The following is a 16,963-nucleotide window of genomic DNA, read 5'->3' as shown; positions in this document are numbered from 1 at the left end:
ACCGGATACGCTGACTTGAGTGATGGCAGCGACACATCGACAAACCGTGTCATCGACCAAATGATCGACCGAGTTCGCCATGTGATCGTCAGCAGACAGGAGAACCTCTCGTGACCGTCGTCGGGCCGTTCGGGCTGAGCGTGCGGGACCAGGCTCTCGAAGCCGATGTCCAGGCCGGATTGACGGCTGTCGAGGAGGGTTTGCTCGAAGCCACCAAGAGCGAGGTCCCGTTCATCACGGAAGCCGCCCAGCACCTCGTGCGGGCCGGCGGCAAGCGGTTCAGGCCGCTGCTCGTGATGCTCGCCGCGCAGTTCGGCGACCCCTACGCGCCGGGTGTCGTGCCCTCGGCCGTGGTCGTCGAGCTGACCCACCTCGCCACGCTGTACCACGACGACGTGATGGACGAGGCCGAGGTCCGGCGCGGGGTGGACAGCGCCAACGTGCGCTGGGGCAACTCGCTGGCCGTCCTCACGGGTGACTTCCTCTTCGCCCGCGCCTCGTACATCCTGGCGGACCTCGGGCCCGAGGCCGTCCGGATCCAGGCCGAGGCGTTCGAACGGCTGGTGACCGGGCAGATCCTGGAGACCGCGGGGCCGCGCGACGGCCGCGATCCGGTCGACCACTACCTCGACGTGCTCGGCGGCAAGACCGGGTCGCTGGTCGCGGTCGCGTGCCGGTTCGGCGCGATGATGTCGGGCGCCGACGAGACGGTCGTGGACGTGCTCACGCAGTACGGCGAGCGGCTGGGCGTCGCTTTCCAGCTCGCGGACGACGTCCTCGACATCGCGTCCGACTCGCACGAGTCCGGCAAGACGCCGGGGACGGATCTGCGCGAGGGCATCGCCACGCTGCCGGTGCTGCGGCTGCGTGAGCGCGCGGAGCGGCTGGGGCTCGCCGAGGACATCGCGCTGTGCGAGCTGCTCGACTCGGACCTGACGGACGACGCGCGGCACGCGGAGGCGCTGGCCCGGCTGCGGGAGCACCCCGCGCTGGAGCAGGCGCGCCGGGACACCGTGCGCTACGCGGAGGAGGCGCGCGCCGCGCTGGCCCCGCTGCGTGAGTGCGACTCGAAGGCCGCGCTGGTCGAGCTGGTGGACGCCGTGGTGCACCGGGCGGGCTGAGACGCCGGTTCCGGTGTCACCGGTCGCGGGCTGACTGGGACGCCGGCTCGCGTGTCAGCGGTCGCGGGCCGGTTGGAACCGGTCCGTACCCGCCGGGCTGGGACCGGCCCCGTACCGGCCAGGCTGGGGCCGGCCCGTGCCGGGGCGGCTGTCAGTAACCTCCACCGCCTCCCGTGCTCGTCGTGGCCGGTGTCGGTGTCGACGACGTCGAGGCGGGTGTGGTGATCTTCGCTCCGCCCGGCGTCACCGCGAACCACGTTCCGTCCACTCCCTGGCCGTAGGCCTCCTTCGGCTCGTCGTCCTTGGCGTACCGGTAGAGGGGCCAGCCGGCGAGGGTGACCTGGGTGCTGCCGTCGGCGCGTTTCACCGTGGAGACCAGGCTCTTGTCGATGCCCTTCGTGGTCACCCCGCCGTGGGCCGTGGCCGCCGGCCAGACCGTGGCGCAGGTGTCGTAGCAGGTGACCTTGGTCGGGTTCGCCGAGTCCGCGTCGAAGCGGTACAGGACGTACCCCTTGTCGTCGGTGACGACCGTGCCCAGTTTCGCGACCTTGGCCGTGGTCAGCATGGACGTCGCCGATCCCGTGGTGCCGCTCTGCGTCGTGCCGCCGCTGCTCTGCGAGGGGCTGGTCCCGCTCTTGCTGCTGCCGCTGCTTCCGCCGCCGCCCCCTCCGCATCCGGCGAGCGTGAGCGCCAGGACGGCGGTGCCCGTGGCGGCGTATCCCGCGGCGTACCTGATGGCGATCATGGCAATCCCTCGATCCTGTGGTCCCTGGAGTACTGGGTGCTCCGATCGCTGCCACCTGTACGTACGGATTCGAGCCGCTCTTTGCTCGAATTGTCGCCACATTTAATATCTTTTGGGTAATACGGCGAAGTGTCCGTCGAGGGCGGCCTCCCCGTCGGGAATCCGGGCGGGTGCGACAGGCCGGGTTCCCCACGAGCTACCCCACGTGCGACCCCACGTACGACCCCCACGAGCAACCCCTACGGGTCGGGGGTAGGCACCGCCCTGTCACGTCATACCGCAGGACTACGTGGAGTTGAGCCCGGGGGTTGACGCTTTCATCCCGCGTATTTGGTCAGATGGAGAACACCACTCCTCACCGGTCCGGGTGAGAATGGCGGCTTAGGAGTGGAGCACGGAACGAGGGCAGGGCCGCCGCCGACGACGGAGGTAACGCACACATGGCACCGTACGAATCCGACGACAGCGCGAGGGCCGCGGAGGCCGACGACAGGCTCGCCGGGCGACGCAAGGCCGCGCGGTACGTCGTTCCGGTCGCGGTGGTGGGGGTGGCGGCGGCGACGATCGGACTCGTTCCGGCGCTCGCCGACTCCGGAGACCCCGACCTGCCGAAGGTCACCGCACAGCAACTCATCGAGAAGATCGCCGGGTCGGACGTCCAGCAGCTCTCCGGCACGGTCAAGATCAGCACCGATCTGGGGCTGCCCGACCTGGGCGGTCTGGAGAGCGGCCTGCTGTCCGGCGCGGCCGAGGGGCACGGCGGCTCCTCCGCCGACCCGCAGTCCAAGCTCCTCGAACTGGCCTCGGGCACGCACACGCTGCGCGTCGCGGCCGACGGCCCGGACAGGGGCAAGGTCTCCCTGCTGGACAACGCCGCCGAGTACAGCGTCATCCACAACGGCAAGGACGTGTGGGGGTACGACAGCAAGTCGAACGAGGTCTTCCACTCGACGTCCGCCGAGTCCGAGCACGCCGACGAGGGCGCCAAGGGCAAGGCGCCGCGGGATGTCCCGGCCACTCCGAAGGACTTCGCCGAAGAGGCTCTCAAGGCCGTGGACGACACGACCTCCGTGACCGTCGACGGCACCGCGCACGTCGCGGGCCGCGACGCCTACAAGCTGGTCATCAAGCCCCGGCAGTCCGGCACCACGGTCGGCGCGATCAGCATCGCGGTGGACGCGAAGACGGGGCTGCCGCTGAAGTTCACGCTGACCCCGGCGAGCGGCGGCGCGGCCGTCGTGGACGCGGGCTTCACCCAGGTCGACTTCTCCCGGCCGGCCGCGTCGACGTTCGCCTTCACCCCGCCGAAGGGGGCGAAGGTCACCGAGGGCGACGACCTGAAGGGCGCGAAGGGCGGCGAGTCGAAGGGCGGCGAACCGAAGGACTTCGAGAAGGCGCTGCCGAAGGGACACGAGGGCACGGCCGACGGCCTCGGCGGTCCGAAGACCATCGGCGAGGGCTGGAACTCGATCGTCGTCCTCGACACCGGTGGTGAGGGCATGCCGTCCGGCGCGTCCGGCTCGACCGGCAACAGCGACGTCGACGGGTTCCTGAACTCCCTCGGCGATCACGTCAAGGGCAAGTTCGGCTCGGGCACGGTCTTCTCGACCCGCCTCGTCAACGCGCTGATCACGGACGACGGCAAGGTGTACGCCGGTGCCGTCACCAAGGCCGCGCTGGTGAAGGCGGCCGACGCCGCCCAGTAGGCGCGGTCGGGCGAACCGAACCGAGGGAGTCCATGGAGGAGCTGTCCGCCGACGAGCCCGATCCGGCGAGGGCCGAGGGCGTCGCCGTCCCCGCGGGGCGGACGGGGAGCGCCGGTGCCGTGTCGGCCGGTGCCGTGTCCGCCGAGGACGCGGTGATCGCCACCCGCGCGCTGAGCAAGCGGTTCCGCGGCGGACAGCTCGCCGTCGACGGCCTGGACCTCACCGTCCCGGCGGGCAGCGTCTTCGGCTTCCTCGGGCCGAACGGCTCGGGCAAGACCACCACCATCCGCATGCTGATGGGCCTGATCGAGCCGACGTCGGGCACGGCGAGCGTGCTGGGGCGGCCCATGCCCCGGTCGGCGCGCGCCGTGCTCCCGCACGTCGGGGCGCTGATCGAGGGCCCCGCCCTGTACGGCTTCCTCTCCGGTCGGGACAACCTCGTCCGGTACGACGCCGCCGACCCGACCGCCGATCCCCGGACCCGCAGGACACGCGTCGAGACCGCGCTGGACCGGGTCGGGCTGACCGCCGCGGCGGGAAAGAAGGCGAGGGCGTACTCGCTGGGCATGAAGCAGCGGCTCGGACTCGCGGCCGCGTTGCTCCAGCCCCGTCGGCTGCTCGTCCTGGACGAGCCGACCAACGGTCTCGATCCCCAGGGCATGCGCGAAATCCGTTCGCTGGTCAGAGAGCTGGCCTCGGACGGAACGACCGTCTTCCTCTCCTCGCACCTCCTCGACGAGATCGAGCAGGTCTGCACCCACGCGGCCGTGATGGCCCATGGGCGGCTCCTCGTCCAGGGTCCGGTGGCCGACCTCGCGGCCGGAGCCCGGGGCCGGCTGGTGGTGACCACGCCGGACACCGGGGAGGCGGCACGGATCCTCAAGGAACAGGGCGTCATGGATCTCGTCGTGACCGAGACGGGGGTGACCGCGGAGCCACCCGGCCGTGAACTCGCCGAACTGAACGCCGCGTTGGTCATGGCAGGCGTCCGGGTCCGCGGCTTCGGAGTCGAACGGGCCTCGCTGGAGGACGCGTTCGTGGCACTGACCGGGGAGGGTTTCGATGTCGCGGGCTGAACATCTGCCGAAGCGGGACGCCGAGGCCGAGGCCGCGACGGGGACGGCGACGGGAACGGCCACGGGGACAGGGACGAAGACGCGGATGGCCACGGCGCCGTCACCGGAGCCGGGGGCCGTGCGCGGGCCGAGCCCGCTGTGGACACTCGGACTCTTCCGCGACGAACTCGTCACCACGTTCCGCCGGTGGCGCACGATCGCGCTGCTCGGTGTGCTCGCGGCCGTGCCGGTCCTCATCGGCATCGCCGTCAGGGTCGAGACGGGCGGCGGCTCGACCGCGGGCGGTGGCGGCGGCGAGGGTCCCGCGTTCATCGCGCAGATCACCAACAACGGGCTGTTCCTGGTGTTCACCGGGCTGGCCGCGACCCTTCCGTTCTTCCTGCCGATGGCGATCGGCGTCATCGCGGGCGACGCGATCGCCGGTGAGGCCAACGCCGGAACCCTGCGCTATCTCCTCGTCGCGCCCGCCGGCCGCACGCGGCTGCTGCTCACGAAGTATGCGACGACGATGACGTTCTGCCTGGTGGCGACCCTGGTGGTGGCGGTCTCCGCGTTCGCGGTCGGCGCCCTGCTGTTCCCGCTGGGCGAGCTGACCACGATCTCCGGAACCCGCATCGGTTTCGCCGAGGGGCTCGGCAGAGCGCTGCTCATCGCCCTGGTCGTCGCCGCGTCACTGACCGGTGTCGCCGCGCTCGGCCTGTTCGTCTCCACCCTCACCAACAGTGGCATCGCGGCCATGGCGACGACGGTCGGCCTCTTGATCACCATCCAGATCCTGGACCAGATTCCCCAGCTGCACGCACTCCAGCCGTACTTCTTCTCCCACTACTGGCTGTCCTTCGCCGACCTCATGCGCGACCCCGTCTACTGGGACGACCTGGTCCGCGACCTCGGCATCCAGGGCCTGTACGTCGCCGTGTTCGGGTCGGCCGCGTGGGCCCGGTTCACGACGAAGGACATCACTGCCTGAGCGGCCGCGTCAGCGCTCGTAGGGGAAACGCGCGAGCGGTGCCTCCTGGGCGAAGAAGGTCTTCGCCCGCGTCAGTGCCTCGGTGTCGTTCAGTACGTCGCCGGGCCGGCTGCCGTTGCCGAGCAGGACCCCGCCGAAGCGCATCTTCATGTAAGCCGCCGAGTGGTTCAACGTACCGACCAGCGGGTCGGCGACCTCCGGCTCCTCGTGCGCGAGCGCGGTGACGCCCCAGAGTGTGCGCCCGGCCAGAGTGGCCTTGAAGTCGGCGCCGGGCGTGCGCAGCCAGCCCGACCAGTAGTCCAGGTAGCGCTTGGTCAGTCCGGACACCGAGTACCAGTACAGCGGTGAGGCGATCACGATGTCGGTGGCGGCGAGGGTGGCGTCGAGCAGGAGGGCTTGGGTGCTGGAGGCGGGAGGACGTACGTGGTCGCCGTCCCGGCGCAGGTCCACGAAGTCGGGGAGCGGGTGCTCGGCCAGGGACAGCCAGCGCTGCTCCGCGTCGGCGGGCAGTTGTTCGGCTGCCTTGCGGGCCAGCGACTCGGTGTTGCCGCCGGGGCGGCTGCTGCCGAGCACGAACAGGAATGTGCGGGTCATGGCTCCCCCTGAGATACGCCGGCGTCGATTACAGGCGTGGACAATATATGCATGCGCATGCACTTGTCCAGGGCGGGGTCCCTCGCCGGCCCCGGGCAGGTGCTTCCGCCGCAACGACTCTCTCTCGCCCCCTCTGCCCCTACCCGACCCGACCTGGGGCTCCGCCCCGGACCCCGCTCCTCAAACGCCGGAGGGGCTGAAAATCACGCCCGTGAGGGACGACACCCAAGCCACCACGCACCCGCAGCCGGGATCCGGCGGAAGGGGCCGTGCCGGTACATCACATGCCCGTCGCTTACGCCCGGATCGAGCCACGGCGCCCAGAAACTCACGTCTGATCCAACGGCGACGGGCGGATGTACCGGCACGGCCCCGACCCACCCACCGAACCGACACCGCAAACGCCAGCGCAAGCGTGTCTCACCGACCCGGGCGTGGAGGCCTCTGTACCCGAGGTGCCGGACCCGGTGCCGGGCCGGGTGCGGCACCGGCCGGGGAAGCGGAACCCCGGCCGGACTGGAGGCGGGCCGCGCTCGCCACGGGGTTCGTGGGCCCACCGGACGGCGTGGTCGTCGTCGCGCCCGCCACAGCCGGCCTGCGCCAGCTCTCCGGAACCGACGCGTGCCGCTCCACCGTCCCCTGCGCACGCGCCTCCGCGAGCCGGGCCGTCTGCTGGGCCACAGGAGCGAAACCCGGAGCCGCGTTGCCGCTCTGGGAGGGCACCTGGCGGGCGGCCATGGCACCCAGAGCGGCCTGGGTTTCCCGAGGAAAGACATCGCGGGGCAGCAACTGCGAGGCCGCACCGGTCACCTCGACACGGTGCTGCCTGCCCCCCGACTCGAAGGTGACGCCGTAACCGAGGTACTGCCGGTCCCGGTCGAACATCAGATCCCCCCGCACCTGTCCGCCCCCGGCCCGGGTCCGCTCGCTCAGCTCCTGGAGGGACTCCGGCATCGGCGCGGTCCGCCCGAGGCTCGCCACGTACGCCTCCGCCTCCACCCGTCCCTCCCGGAACCGGGCCTTTCCGTCGGGCCCGGTGGACATCTGCACGGCACCCACCCGGTTGTCGGGGTGGATGTCGATGGTGAGGCGGCCGTCACCGCCGTACTCGCGGACGAACCGCTCCCGCAGCGCGGTGAACTGCACCTGGTTCTCCAGCGCGGGAGGGAGGTTCGGCCCGTAGATGGTGACCCGTGCCTCGGGGTCGGCCTCCAGGATGATCTCGGCGTTGGCCACGCCCGTGCCGCCGGCGCCCGCGACCAGCCATGTCTTCGGGGCGTCCTCCGCACCCGCGGCATGCGCGTCGAAACGGTTCTCGGCGATCTCGTCCCCGATGAAGACCCGTCCGGGCGCGGCGGCCCTCGCCCGCTCCCACTGGGCGGTCGCGTCCAGCGTCTGGAGCGCGGCCCGCGCCCCGCCGCCCGAGCGCAGCCCGTCCAGCACGCCCTCCTCCCGCAACACCTGGAGTGCCCGCTCCGCGCTGATCTCCCCGGTCAGCCGGGCGTGCGCCGGCGAATCGGCGGGGAGCTGTCCGCGTACGGCGTCGAGGGCCTCCGGCAGATTCACCGCGTCCCGGCGGTCGACGCCCGGCACCATCTCCGGCGGCAGCCCGGTGGCCACGGTCGGCGTGCCCGCGACCTTCACATAGACGTCCGGGGAACCGTCGCCGGGCCGGATGTGCGCGTAGAGGTGACCGTCCTGCCCCGGGACCAGCGCCGCGGCCCCGTCGACGACGGGACCGCGCACGGCGAGCTGGTCCTCCCACAGGCGTACGGCGTCGCGCGGCACCCGCGCGGTCGGCTCGGCGAACTGGTGGGCGTCGCCGAGCCCGTTGGCCCGCATGTCCCTCGTCTGGTCGGGGGACTGGACGATGCCCTGGCCGGGGTCCAGGTGCCAACGGCCGCGGGCGTCGACGAGCAGGGCCTGGGGGTCGCGTCCGACGAGGCTGGCGCCCCCGCCGATGACGACCTGGCGGGTGGGCCACTCGCCGGTCGTGGCGATCTCCGCGCGCAGCTCGGCCAGGGTGGCGGCACCGGCCCGGGTGCGCTGGTCGGCCGCCTGGGCCGTCGCCGCGGCGAGCTCCTCGCGCGGGACGGGGGAGCCGTCGGGCCGGAACCCCGGCAGGGGAGGGGCGTGGGCGGACGCCCCGAGGGGGCGGGTGTGTTCGGCCCGCGACCGGAACTCCCGTAGTTCGGCGACATCGGCCGCGCTCAACCGCTCGACGGGGACGGCCAGTTCGCGCAGGGCGCCGACTGCCATCGGGGTCAGGTGCGGGTCGATGATGTCGCGGCGGACATCGGCGGCCCGGAGCTCGGGCGCGAAGCGGTCGGAGTCGGCCGGGGCCTGCGGCCGCAGCCCGGCGTGGTCGATGAGCGTCGACAACTCACTCCGGGATTCGGCGCGTTGGGTGGCATCGAGGGTGGCGTCGTTCATGCGGGCGGCCAGGTAGTTGAGTTCGCCGACCCGGCCGAGGTCCTCCTCGGTGAGGCTCAGACGCCGGTCCGCGCTTCCCAGTCCGCCGCGGGCCAGCAGTTCGTCACGGTTCGGCGCGACGCCCGCGACCTCGGGGTCACCGGCGGCGGCACGGGCCGCTCGGTCGCGCACCGCGAGCAGTTCGCCGACCTCGTGGCTCAGCGCCCGGCCCACCTGGCGCGGGTCCATCCGGTCGGAGAGCTGGACGACGTGCTGGTCCGAGGTGGTGTTGACATGGGTCCGCGCGACCGTGCCGGAAGGGAGCGGAACGGCGTCCAGACGCAGGGTGAGGTCCCTGCCCCGGTCGTCGGTGAGCGCGAAGAAGCGGTCGCCCGCGGCACCGGACCGCAGCTCGGCCGAGTTCAGCCGCTGCGCGTACAGGCTCCGCACCACCATCGGCAGGGTGCTCTCCGCCTGTGCGATGACGGCCGCCTGCCGCCCGGGACCGGGCGCGGCGCCGGTGCCCGAGACGAAGCGGCTGCCCGCGACGTCGGTCGCGGTGATGACGACGGGCTCCGCGCGCGGCCCCGTACCCGTGCCGGAGAGGCCCGAGCGGACATCCCCCTGGACCTCAGGCGGGGCACCCCCTTGAGAATGCCCCTGGACATGCCCTGGGGCAGTCCCCGGGACCTCCCCCCGGACATCACCCCGAGGATCCCCCTGGGTATCGCGCCGGGCGTCCGCCCGGTCGGAACGGCCGGCGTTCCCGCGGTCGAGCGGCTCCTGGCCCACTGGCACTTTCCCCCTTGAACGGCCTAGTGGCACGTAAGATCTCGGCATGCTGATCGCCCGTTCGACGCAGGAAGCACACCTCTACATGGACCTGCACGCGTGCGCGTGCGGGGCGGAGAGCTTCGAGCGCGAGCACCGTCTCGACGAGCGTGACGGTGTCCTGGTCGCGGTGTACGAGGGCGTCTGCCCCCGGTGCGGCCGCGCCCGTTCCTTCGCCTTCCGGCTCACCGACGAACTCCCGCCCGCGCCACCGGCGTTCGGCGGGTCCGAGCCCTCGCGGATCATCGACCCCGGGGAGTTCCTGTGGGTCAGTGACCAGGTCGCCACGGACACGGGACTGAGGCTGCTGCACACCCCGCCCGCCGAGCGCCATCAGCAGCGCGAGGGCTCCGCGTTCGCGCTCGCGGCGGTCGAGGAAGTCCTCAAGTTCCTTCCGCGGGGCGCCGACAGCGTTCCCGGGGAACTGTTCACCTCGGAGCGCGGCCGCGAGGTGTACGACAGGACCCCGCACCGCTTCGAGCGGGCCGCACTCCTGGAGAACATCGCCCGCAAGCGCCGCATCCTGGAGAGCGTCGACCACGTCGGCCCGCAGCCGGGCGCGTAGCCGCTCGACAGCGCTCCTGGCGCTCCTGGCGCTCCCGGCGCACACCGGGCGCACGGCGCTCATGGCGTTCACCGCGTTCGCGGGGGCCGGGGCGCGGCGCGCGGTACGGCGGAAGCGGCCGGAGTCGCGGCGCCCGCCGTGCCCGGTGCGCCCGGTGTCCGTCCGGCCGCCGGGGCGGTGCTCCCGACGCCGGACCGCAGACGTGCCGCGGTGGCGACCCGGATCGTGGCGTCGCCCTGTTGGTGGGCGGGCGAGGCGCCGAGCCCGGACACCGGGGCCGTGCCCGTGGGCCGCCCGGTGGCGAACACACCCCGTTCCGAGGTGATCAGCGCGGTGGCCAGCCCTCCCTCGACCAGCTTCTCCGCGTTCTCGCGGCCGACGGAGAAGCCGCGTCCCGAGGTGCTCCGCGCGTACAGGTCCTCGATCATGACCTCGGGGGCCATGCGCCCGCCGTACCGGTCGCGGCCCGCGTCGAATTCCGTGCGGCCGTGCTGCCAGCGGCCGGCGTTCTGGGCGAGGCACTGCTCGACGGGGACCTCGACCGAGAGCAGGACGCGCCGGTCGTAGCCGTCGGCCCGCAGATCGCCGAGGAGCTTCTCGTTCCAGCGCTGGTCGCGAAGGGTCGCGTCGTAGAGGAGGTTGTAGCCCTCGGCGCGGGCCCACTGCTCGAAGACGTCCTGGAGGAACGCCGACTCGCGGTGGGTGAGCGAGGCCGTCTCGGAAGGCGCTACCGGCCGCCCGTCGGACAACTCGCGTGCGTGTGGCGGCAGATGGGGCGATCCTCCGTGCTCGAAGATCGCCACCTTGAAGTCGTCCGGGTCCAGGACCACGTAGTCGCGTACGTCGATGCCGTGCGCCCGCTTCAGAGCCCGCCCCAGTTCGTCGTCGCGCCCCTGCCATTCGCCGAGCCCGCGCAGCGCTCCGCCCTTCCCGGCACCGGGCGCCCCGGCGGTGAGCAGGGCGGCGTGGCCGTCGCGCGGCAGGCCCGCGCAGCGCGCCGTGAACTCCTCCAGGATCGCGGAGTGCATCCGCTCGCGTTCCGGCGTCCACAGCGCACCGCGCCGGAACTGTCCGAACGTGTCCGTGCCGCCCGGCGCGAGATCGCCGCCCGGTGACATCCGGGTCTGCAACTCCCTGTACAGCGCCCGGTATTCGGGTCTGAGCCCCGCCTCCGGCCTTTCGCCCGTGGTCATGGCCGCCCGACCCCGTCCGCCGGGCCGTCCGGCCGGCTGTCGACCCTGCGCTGGATCTCCTCCACGTCTTCGCGGGTCACCTGCCCGAGCAGGCGCGCCGCGGCGAGCACGGAGAGCGTGTTGTCCTGGTGGGTCGGCTCGGGGTGGCCCTCGTCCAGACCCTCCTCGGTCTCGAAGGGCCAGGCGGCGACGGTCGTGATCATCTGCTCGCGCTCCACGAATCCGGCGGCGTAGAGGCCGAGGTAGGCGCGCAGGGAGGGAGCCGAGTCGGCGGCGGACGTGCCGGGTGCGGGGGTTTCGTTCATGGCGGGGTATTCCTCGTCTACCAGAGACTGGTCTCGTACGGATCCGGGTCGATCTGCCGGGATGCGGCGACGGCGTCCTCGTACGACTCGGCCGCGGGCGGCGTCTTCGGGCGGTGGCTTCCACTTTTGCAGCCCGCGAACGGGCCGCTGGGAGAACGCAGTTCGGACAGTACGGCGCCGAGGTGGTCCCGGTGCCAGACGGCGGGCCCGGATGCGCCCGCCGCCGGGGCGGTGTGCTCCTGCCAGGCCAGCCACAGCCCGTGCAGCCGGGCGACCGCCTCCGGATGCTCCCACCAGCGGGGGCACCAGGGCTGCTGCGAGGTGACCTCGCGGCCGTAGACGGGAAGGAGCAGGTCGCTCACCCAGACGGCCAGCCGGCTCATCTCCTCGGCGTACTCGGTTCCGTCGAGGAAGAGGATGAACGGCGGGGCGTCGGAGGACTGTTGCTCGTTCATCGGGTCGTGATCCTCTCGGCCGCGCGGGCGGTGATGGCCCTCACCTCCGCCTGGGCCGCCGTCGCGATGCGGTCGGCGCCCGGTTCGGCGTACCAGGGGCGGAGCCGGACCAGGGCGGGTCTGATGCCGGTGGCCAGGAGCAGGGCGGTGCCCTTGGGCAGCGCGCGGATGCGGTCGGCGGGCAGGATGCGCTCCAGGCGGTACGACGTCGACCGGGACCGCCCGTCCCTGCTCCTGGACCAGCTGACCGTCGACACGTCGTGCTCGCCGACCAGCCGGGAGATCTTCTCCACGAAGTCGGCGTCGTCCAGACCCGCGCCGAGCAGCTTGATGGTCGAGGCCGACCAGAGCGCGTCCATGCCCGCCTCGCCCCAGACCCGTGAGCCCTGCCGGTAACTCTGGAGCAGGGTCACGATGTTGATGCCGCGTGAGCCGAAGTGCGAGTACAGGTCGGGGAGATCGGAGATCCGGCAGACGTTCGCCGCCTCGTCGAGTACCGCCGTCATCGGCGGTTCGAGGCGTCCGCCCATCCGTTCGGCGGCGACGACTCCCGCGCGCAGCACGGAGTCCGCGGTCGCGGCGATGACCCCGGCGGCCGAACCGCCGCCGTCCTTGGAGAGCAGGTAGAGCGTGTCGGCGGAGAGCACATGGCGGTCGGGGAAGAACTGCGGCAGTGCGGGATCCGGGGTCACCCACGCGGCGATCGCGGGGTCGAGCAGACAGGCCACGCACTGGCGGCTGGTCTCGTAGATGCCGTCCCGGGTCTCCACCGCGCCCAGCACGGTGCCCTGCAACTGGTCGGCGAGCGCCGTCATCCCGGCGTCGCGCAGCAGGTCGACCGGGGTGCGGTCGGCCGGGTCGGCCAGCCAGGCGAGTACCTCGCCGATCGGCCGCCCGCCCCGGTGGGCCGCGTGGAAGAGGGCGGTGAGGGTGTTCTGGGCGGCCGAGATCCAGAAGTCGCGGCGGGACGCGTCGTCGTTGACCGCGCCGACGAAGTGCCCGGCCAGCCTGCGGGCGCCCTCGATCGTGGCCGCCTCCGCGAGCATGTCCCACCACAGGCCGCGCGGGGTGTGGGCGATGCCCTGGGGGTCGAACGTCCAGACCCGGCCCACCTGTTCGCGTTCGGCCCGCGTCACGCTGTACACGTCCGCCTTGTTCGACGTCAGCAGCACACTGCCGCGGGCCCGCAGGACGCGCGGGACCGCGATGCCGGTGGACTTGCCCGCGCGGGGCGCCATCAGGTCGAGTTCGACGTCCTCGTAACTGGAGCGCAGTTCCGGGCCGCGGGGTTCCAGGTCGCCGATCAGGTTCCCGGTGTCGTCCGCGGTGACCTTGCCCAGTTTGGCCAGTCCCGGGCGGAGCTCGCGGGCCCGCCGCGCGGCGCCCTTGGGCAGGAGCCCGGCCAGTTCCTTGCGGCCTGCGAGACCGGTGGGCGCGGTCAGCCGGCGTCGTACGAGCGCGATCAGGACGGTGATCACCGCCACGACGGCCCCGAAGACCGTGGCCATGCCCGCGGCGAGCGCGGTGGGCGAGGCCGTCGGCCACAGCGGGCCGGGGCCGTCCTTCACCAGGGTCGAGAGGGTGGACAGGGCGAACGGCGGCGGATGCCAGCCGGCGCCGCTCACCGCCGCGCCCAGCGTTCCGCCCAGCCATGCCCCCAGGAACACGGTGCCGATGAGGAACGCGGCCCCCGGCACGATCCAGGGGAGGAGGTCCTCCCCGGCTCCGGGTCCTGTCCTGCGTGTGCTGCTCATCTCTGCTCCCCCCGTTGGATGTCTCTCGCCCCCGCCGCCCCTGCCCGTCCCATCCCGGGGGCGCCGCCCCCGGCCCCCCGCCGCGCTCCGCGCGGGTCCTCGAACGCCGGACGGGCTGGAATGTCCCCTCGGCCTTCAAGTCCCGGAGGGGCTGGAGTTCGGGCCGGGATTCTTGTGCAGGGACGGCTTGCCCGCCTCCGACCAGCGGGTGTTCGTGTTGTGCAGTGCGCGCTCGGTGTCGGTGATCGACACCTTGATCGGGATGCCGGGACGGCCGCCGACCTTGATCAGGAAGCGTCCGCGTCCCGGCGGCTCCTCGTTGCCGCCGGTGCTGGCCCAGCCGGGCGGGGACGACCACGAGGACACGAGCTCGATCTCGCGTTCGGACATGCCGACGATCTGGCCGAGTTCCCGCATCTCCGACCGCGGAAGACCGGCGCAGACGACCATGCCCGCCCGCTCCACGAAGCCCCGCGCCTTCGCCCGGTCGGACTCGCTGCCGAGGGCCTCGGCGTCCTTCAGCGTGTGGGTGATCTTCGCGTCGCCGAGGCCGAGCGAGCGGTTCAGCCGGGTCAGCGCGTCGATCCGTTCCACGATGCCGGAGGCCGCCCGCAGTGGGCGCCACAGCTCGTCGAGGACGGTGAAGAACCAGCGCTGCGGGGCGAGTCCGGCGTCCGCGAGCGCGTGCGCGGCGGCCACCGTGCCGAGCCCGTCCGACCAGGCCGCGAGCATCGCCGCGGCCGTCAGCTGGGTGTCCGCCTCGCCGATCCGGGAGATGTCCACGCAGACCGCCGGCGACGACGGGTTGATCCGGGTGGACGTCTCGGTGGCGAAGGTGTCGCCGAGCGGGCCGTCGAGCACGCCGAGGAGCGAGCGGTGCAGCGGGTCCACGGCCTCCTGGTAGCGGGCCACGTTCCCGCGGTCCAGCGTCACCGCGCGGACCCGGTCCGGCCCCTCGTCCAGCACTTTCAGCAGATCCGGCAGGAGCGGCGGCCGCCCCGGCTTCGTACGTTCCGCGAGATGGTGCAGACAGGCCGACAGCACCGACTGCTCGTGGTCGTCCATCGGACGCCCGCGCACGATGGTGATCAGCGCCGCGACCATGTTCAGGACCCGGCCGTGCGCCTCCGCGGCCAGGATCCGGCCGCGCTCGCCGCCGATCCGGGCCGCCGCCTCGCCCATCGCGCCCGGGTCGAGGACGTTGATGCCGCCGACCCCGCGTCCGATCGAGATCACCTGGCCGCCCAGTGCCCGTACGGTGTCGGCGTAGTCGGGCTTCAGGTCGCCGAGGACCAGGGGCGTGATGCCCGTGGCGGACATCCCGATCAGCATGCGGTTGACCAGGGTCGACTTGCCGAGGCCCGGCATGCCCAGCATGAACAGCGACGGGTTGGAGATGTAACGGGCCCGGGTGAACCAGGAGATGGGGTCGCCGCACACCGTCGCCCCGGTGTGCAGATGCTGCCCGAGCGGAACCCCGGTCATCGGCGCGCCGGAGCCGGCCGCGAACGGCCACAGCCCGCACGCCTGCACGGTGGTCGCGCGCCACAGCGCGGGCGGGTCGACATGCCCGACCTGGCCGCCCGCGGGGCCGTACCAGCCGCGCGGCGGCGCGGTGGCCGGTGCTCCCAGGACGCCCGGTGTCCCCTGTGCCTGCCGCCTGCTCACAGTGCCTCCCTGATCTGGTACGGAACGAGGGTGTGCTCCCACGGGAGCAGGCCGACCGGCAGGGTGCAGGTGAAGGCCGCGGCCTGCATACGGTCGGCCGGGCGCATCAGGATGCGGGACGAGGCCTGGAGGTTGCGCACGGTGATGCCCGCGTCCTGCAACTGCTCCTCGTCGTCCACGGTGACCGTCACCATCAGCGAGAACTCCACGAGCCCCGCGCCCGCCGCCTCCTCGGCCGCGGTCTGCTCGGCGGCCTGCATCTCCGAACTGGCCCGCGCCTGCACGAGACCGCGCCGCGATCCCGCCATGAAGTGCGCGGTGCGCCGGTCGGACTCGACGATGCGGGCGGAGGTGGCCGGGTCGATGGGCCGGTAGACCAGGGAGACCCGCTTGCGCCGGGTGCCCGGGGCTGGTTCGAGGAGCCCGCGCAGCACGCTGGAGCGGACCGTGCCGCGCGGCGCGAGCGTCAGCATCCAGGTGCGCGAGATACCCGAGTCGTGCTTGTACGAGGTGACCGTCTCCACCGCCGCGGCCGGGCCCGCGTCGCCCCACTCCACTCCGGTCGTGGCGTGCTCGGCGCGGGCGCTGAGCACATCGGGCGCGATGGCGGGGTCGTACGCCACCCGGACGATCTCGGCGAGCCGGTCGGCGGGCAGCGGGTAGGCACTGCCGCCGCCCGCCGCGACCAGACCGGACAGCAGTCCGGGCAGCCGCATCGACAGATCGGTGACGATGTCGTCCGTGCCCCGCTTGGGGCCGCCCGTCGGGCCGTAGGTCAGGGCGATGTACGTGTGCATCTCGGAGGACGCCGACGGATAGCGCTGGACGACCTCCTCCATCACGGCGCGCGCGGCGGCCGGCGCGTCGGGGGAGATCCGGGGGAGCACCTCGGCCGCGAGCCGGGTCCCGGTGTCCGGGGCGGTCTCCACGACCACCTGGGCGCCGCGCAGGCCCGGCTCGTGCGAGAGCCGCGCGAGCCAGTCGCCCCAGGAGGCCACCCAGATGTCGACCTGGGAGGGGTCGACCAGCGAGCCGCCGTCCGGTTCACAGGCCAGCACCACCGTGTACAGGCCGCGGCCCGGGTGGTGCAGCACGCCGAAGGAACGGTTGTAGGCGTCGCGGCCCTCGTGCATCCGGGTGCGCGCCAGCAGTCCGGGCGGCTGGTAGCGGCCGCCGGGGCGCTTGGACAGCGGCCCCGAGAGGTAGGTGTGCGAGCCGGCCGACTTGCGCCGCGCCCAGCCGATCCGGATCGCGAGGACCTGGTAGACGTTGCGGCCGTCGACCGTGCGCAGCGCCAGCGGGGCGAGGAAGAGCGCGACCGGTACGAGGACGACGATCGCGGCACTCAGCGAGACCAGCGAAGCCAGCAGCGCCACCAGCAGCCCCCCGAAGGCGACGACGGTGCCGAGCAGACCCAGCGGACCGAGTCCGGGACGGCGGGGCCTGCGCCAGTTCCCGTACGTGGGACGCGTCATGGCGTCGGTGGACATGGGGTTCCTTCTTCCGGCTCGAAGCGCTGGATACGTGACTGGGGGAGTTCCGGGGCGGCGGCGGCCGGCCCTGCGACG

Annotated in this window: 14 protein-coding genes; 5 read left to right on the top strand and 9 right to left on the bottom strand. The window is 72.7% G+C overall.

The window, feature by feature from the left end; all coding sequences use genetic code 11:
* Nucleotides 1-110 precede the first annotated feature (110 nt).
* Nucleotides 111-1,121, top strand: a complete 1,011-nt coding sequence (locus tag OG780_RS17965; protein ID WP_328449403.1) for a polyprenyl synthetase family protein — start codon at nucleotides 111-113, stop codon at nucleotides 1,119-1,121.
* A gap of 151 nt (nucleotides 1,122-1,272) precedes the next feature.
* On the opposite strand, the gene OG780_RS17960 is transcribed toward OG780_RS17965, so the two are convergent.
* Nucleotides 1,273-1,866, bottom strand: coding sequence for a hypothetical protein (locus OG780_RS17960; RefSeq protein ID WP_328449401.1), 594 nt, complete (start codon nucleotides 1,864-1,866; stop codon nucleotides 1,273-1,275).
* A gap of 440 nt (nucleotides 1,867-2,306) precedes the next feature.
* Between OG780_RS17960 and OG780_RS17955 the strand changes: the two genes are divergently transcribed.
* From OG780_RS17955 to OG780_RS17945, 3 genes are all read left to right on the top strand, one after another.
* Nucleotides 2,307-3,572 (top strand): LolA family protein, encoded by a 1,266-nt coding sequence (locus OG780_RS17955; RefSeq protein ID WP_328449400.1) that lies wholly within the window; start codon nucleotides 2,307-2,309, stop codon nucleotides 3,570-3,572.
* Nucleotides 3,573-3,604: 32 nt separating this feature from the next.
* Entirely contained in the window at nucleotides 3,605-4,648 is a 1,044-nt protein-coding gene (locus tag OG780_RS17950; protein ID WP_328449398.1) for an ABC transporter ATP-binding protein, read from the top strand.
* Nucleotides 4,649-4,733: 85 nt separating this feature from the next.
* Nucleotides 4,734-5,618: an ABC transporter permease gene (locus OG780_RS17945; protein WP_328458209.1), complete on the top strand. Its 885-nt coding sequence runs from the start codon at nucleotides 4,734-4,736 to the stop codon at nucleotides 5,616-5,618.
* Nucleotides 5,619-5,627: 9 nt separating this feature from the next.
* Here the strand turns inward: OG780_RS17945 and OG780_RS17940 are convergent, their stop codons facing one another.
* Complete coding sequence (locus OG780_RS17940) at nucleotides 5,628-6,212, bottom strand: flavodoxin family protein (protein WP_328449396.1); 585 nt, start codon at nucleotides 6,210-6,212, stop codon at nucleotides 5,628-5,630.
* A 420-nt stretch (nucleotides 6,213-6,632) separates the two neighbouring features.
* Nucleotides 6,633-9,080: a hypothetical protein gene (locus OG780_RS17935; protein WP_328449394.1), complete on the bottom strand. Its 2,448-nt coding sequence runs from the start codon at nucleotides 9,078-9,080 to the stop codon at nucleotides 6,633-6,635.
* Nucleotides 9,081-9,462: 382 nt separating this feature from the next.
* On the opposite strand from OG780_RS17935, the gene OG780_RS17930 reads away from it, so the two are divergent.
* Nucleotides 9,463-10,020, top strand: a complete 558-nt coding sequence (locus OG780_RS17930) for a hypothetical protein (protein ID WP_328449392.1) — start codon at nucleotides 9,463-9,465, stop codon at nucleotides 10,018-10,020.
* Between the two features lie 68 nt (nucleotides 10,021-10,088).
* Here the strand turns inward: OG780_RS17930 and OG780_RS17925 are convergent, their stop codons facing one another.
* From OG780_RS17925 to OG780_RS17900, 6 genes are all read right to left on the bottom strand, one after another.
* Nucleotides 10,089-11,213: a zeta toxin family protein gene (locus OG780_RS17925; RefSeq protein ID WP_328449390.1), complete on the bottom strand. Its 1,125-nt coding sequence runs from the start codon at nucleotides 11,211-11,213 to the stop codon at nucleotides 10,089-10,091.
* Nucleotides 11,210-11,518 carry a hypothetical protein gene (locus OG780_RS17920; protein WP_328449388.1) on the bottom strand — a complete coding sequence of 103 codons (309 nt, stop codon included), beginning with the start codon at nucleotides 11,516-11,518 and terminating at the stop codon, nucleotides 11,210-11,212. Before OG780_RS17920 ends, OG780_RS17925 begins: the two co-directional genes overlap by 4 nt.
* Nucleotides 11,519-11,535: 17 nt before the next feature.
* Nucleotides 11,536-11,973, bottom strand: coding sequence for a DUF4913 domain-containing protein (locus OG780_RS17915; protein ID WP_328449386.1), 438 nt, complete (start codon nucleotides 11,971-11,973; stop codon nucleotides 11,536-11,538).
* Nucleotides 11,970-13,727 (bottom strand): type IV secretory system conjugative DNA transfer family protein, encoded by a 1,758-nt coding sequence (locus OG780_RS17910; protein ID WP_328449384.1) that lies wholly within the window; start codon nucleotides 13,725-13,727, stop codon nucleotides 11,970-11,972. Before OG780_RS17910 ends, OG780_RS17915 begins: the two co-directional genes overlap by 4 nt.
* A 135-nt stretch (nucleotides 13,728-13,862) precedes the next feature.
* Nucleotides 13,863-15,395, bottom strand: coding sequence for an ATP/GTP-binding protein (locus tag OG780_RS17905; protein WP_328449382.1), 1,533 nt, complete (start codon nucleotides 15,393-15,395; stop codon nucleotides 13,863-13,865).
* A complete protein-coding gene (locus tag OG780_RS17900; RefSeq protein WP_328449380.1) occupies nucleotides 15,392-16,885 on the bottom strand; it encodes an SCO6880 family protein in 1,494 nt (497 codons plus the stop codon). Before OG780_RS17900 ends, OG780_RS17905 begins: the two co-directional genes overlap by 4 nt.
* Between the last annotated feature and the right edge of the window lie 78 nt (nucleotides 16,886-16,963).

This window comes from Streptomyces sp. NBC_00386 (assembly GCF_036063235.1).
Lineage (GTDB): Bacteria > Actinomycetota > Actinomycetes > Streptomycetales > Streptomycetaceae > Streptomyces.
This window is presented reverse-complemented; position numbering and strand designations above follow the sequence as displayed.

Coding starts and splice junctions, on each gene's coding strand:
- OG780_RS17960 (WP_328449401.1), bottom strand. CDS start 1,866: ATGATCGCCATCAGGTACGCCGCGGGATACGCCGCCACGGGCACCGCC.
- OG780_RS17955 (WP_328449400.1), top strand. CDS start 2,307: ATGGCACCGTACGAATCCGACGACAGCGCGAGGGCCGCGGAGGCCGAC.
- OG780_RS17950 (WP_328449398.1), top strand. CDS start 3,605: ATGGAGGAGCTGTCCGCCGACGAGCCCGATCCGGCGAGGGCCGAGGGC.
- OG780_RS17945 (WP_328458209.1), top strand. CDS start 4,734: ATGGCCACGGCGCCGTCACCGGAGCCGGGGGCCGTGCGCGGGCCGAGC.
- OG780_RS17940 (WP_328449396.1), bottom strand. CDS start 6,212: ATGACCCGCACATTCCTGTTCGTGCTCGGCAGCAGCCGCCCCGGCGGC.
- OG780_RS17935 (WP_328449394.1), bottom strand. CDS start 9,080: ATGGTGGTGCGGAGCCTGTACGCGCAGCGGCTGAACTCGGCCGAGCTG.
- OG780_RS17930 (WP_328449392.1), top strand. CDS start 9,463: ATGCTGATCGCCCGTTCGACGCAGGAAGCACACCTCTACATGGACCTG.
- OG780_RS17925 (WP_328449390.1), bottom strand. CDS start 11,213: ATGACCACGGGCGAAAGGCCGGAGGCGGGGCTCAGACCCGAATACCGG.
- OG780_RS17920 (WP_328449388.1), bottom strand. CDS start 11,518: ATGAACGAAACCCCCGCACCCGGCACGTCCGCCGCCGACTCGGCTCCC.
- OG780_RS17915 (WP_328449386.1), bottom strand. CDS start 11,973: ATGAACGAGCAACAGTCCTCCGACGCCCCGCCGTTCATCCTCTTCCTC.
- OG780_RS17910 (WP_328449384.1), bottom strand. CDS start 13,727: ATGAGCAGCACACGCAGGACAGGACCCGGAGCCGGGGAGGACCTCCTC.
- OG780_RS17900 (WP_328449380.1), bottom strand. CDS start 16,885: ATGTCCACCGACGCCATGACGCGTCCCACGTACGGGAACTGGCGCAGG.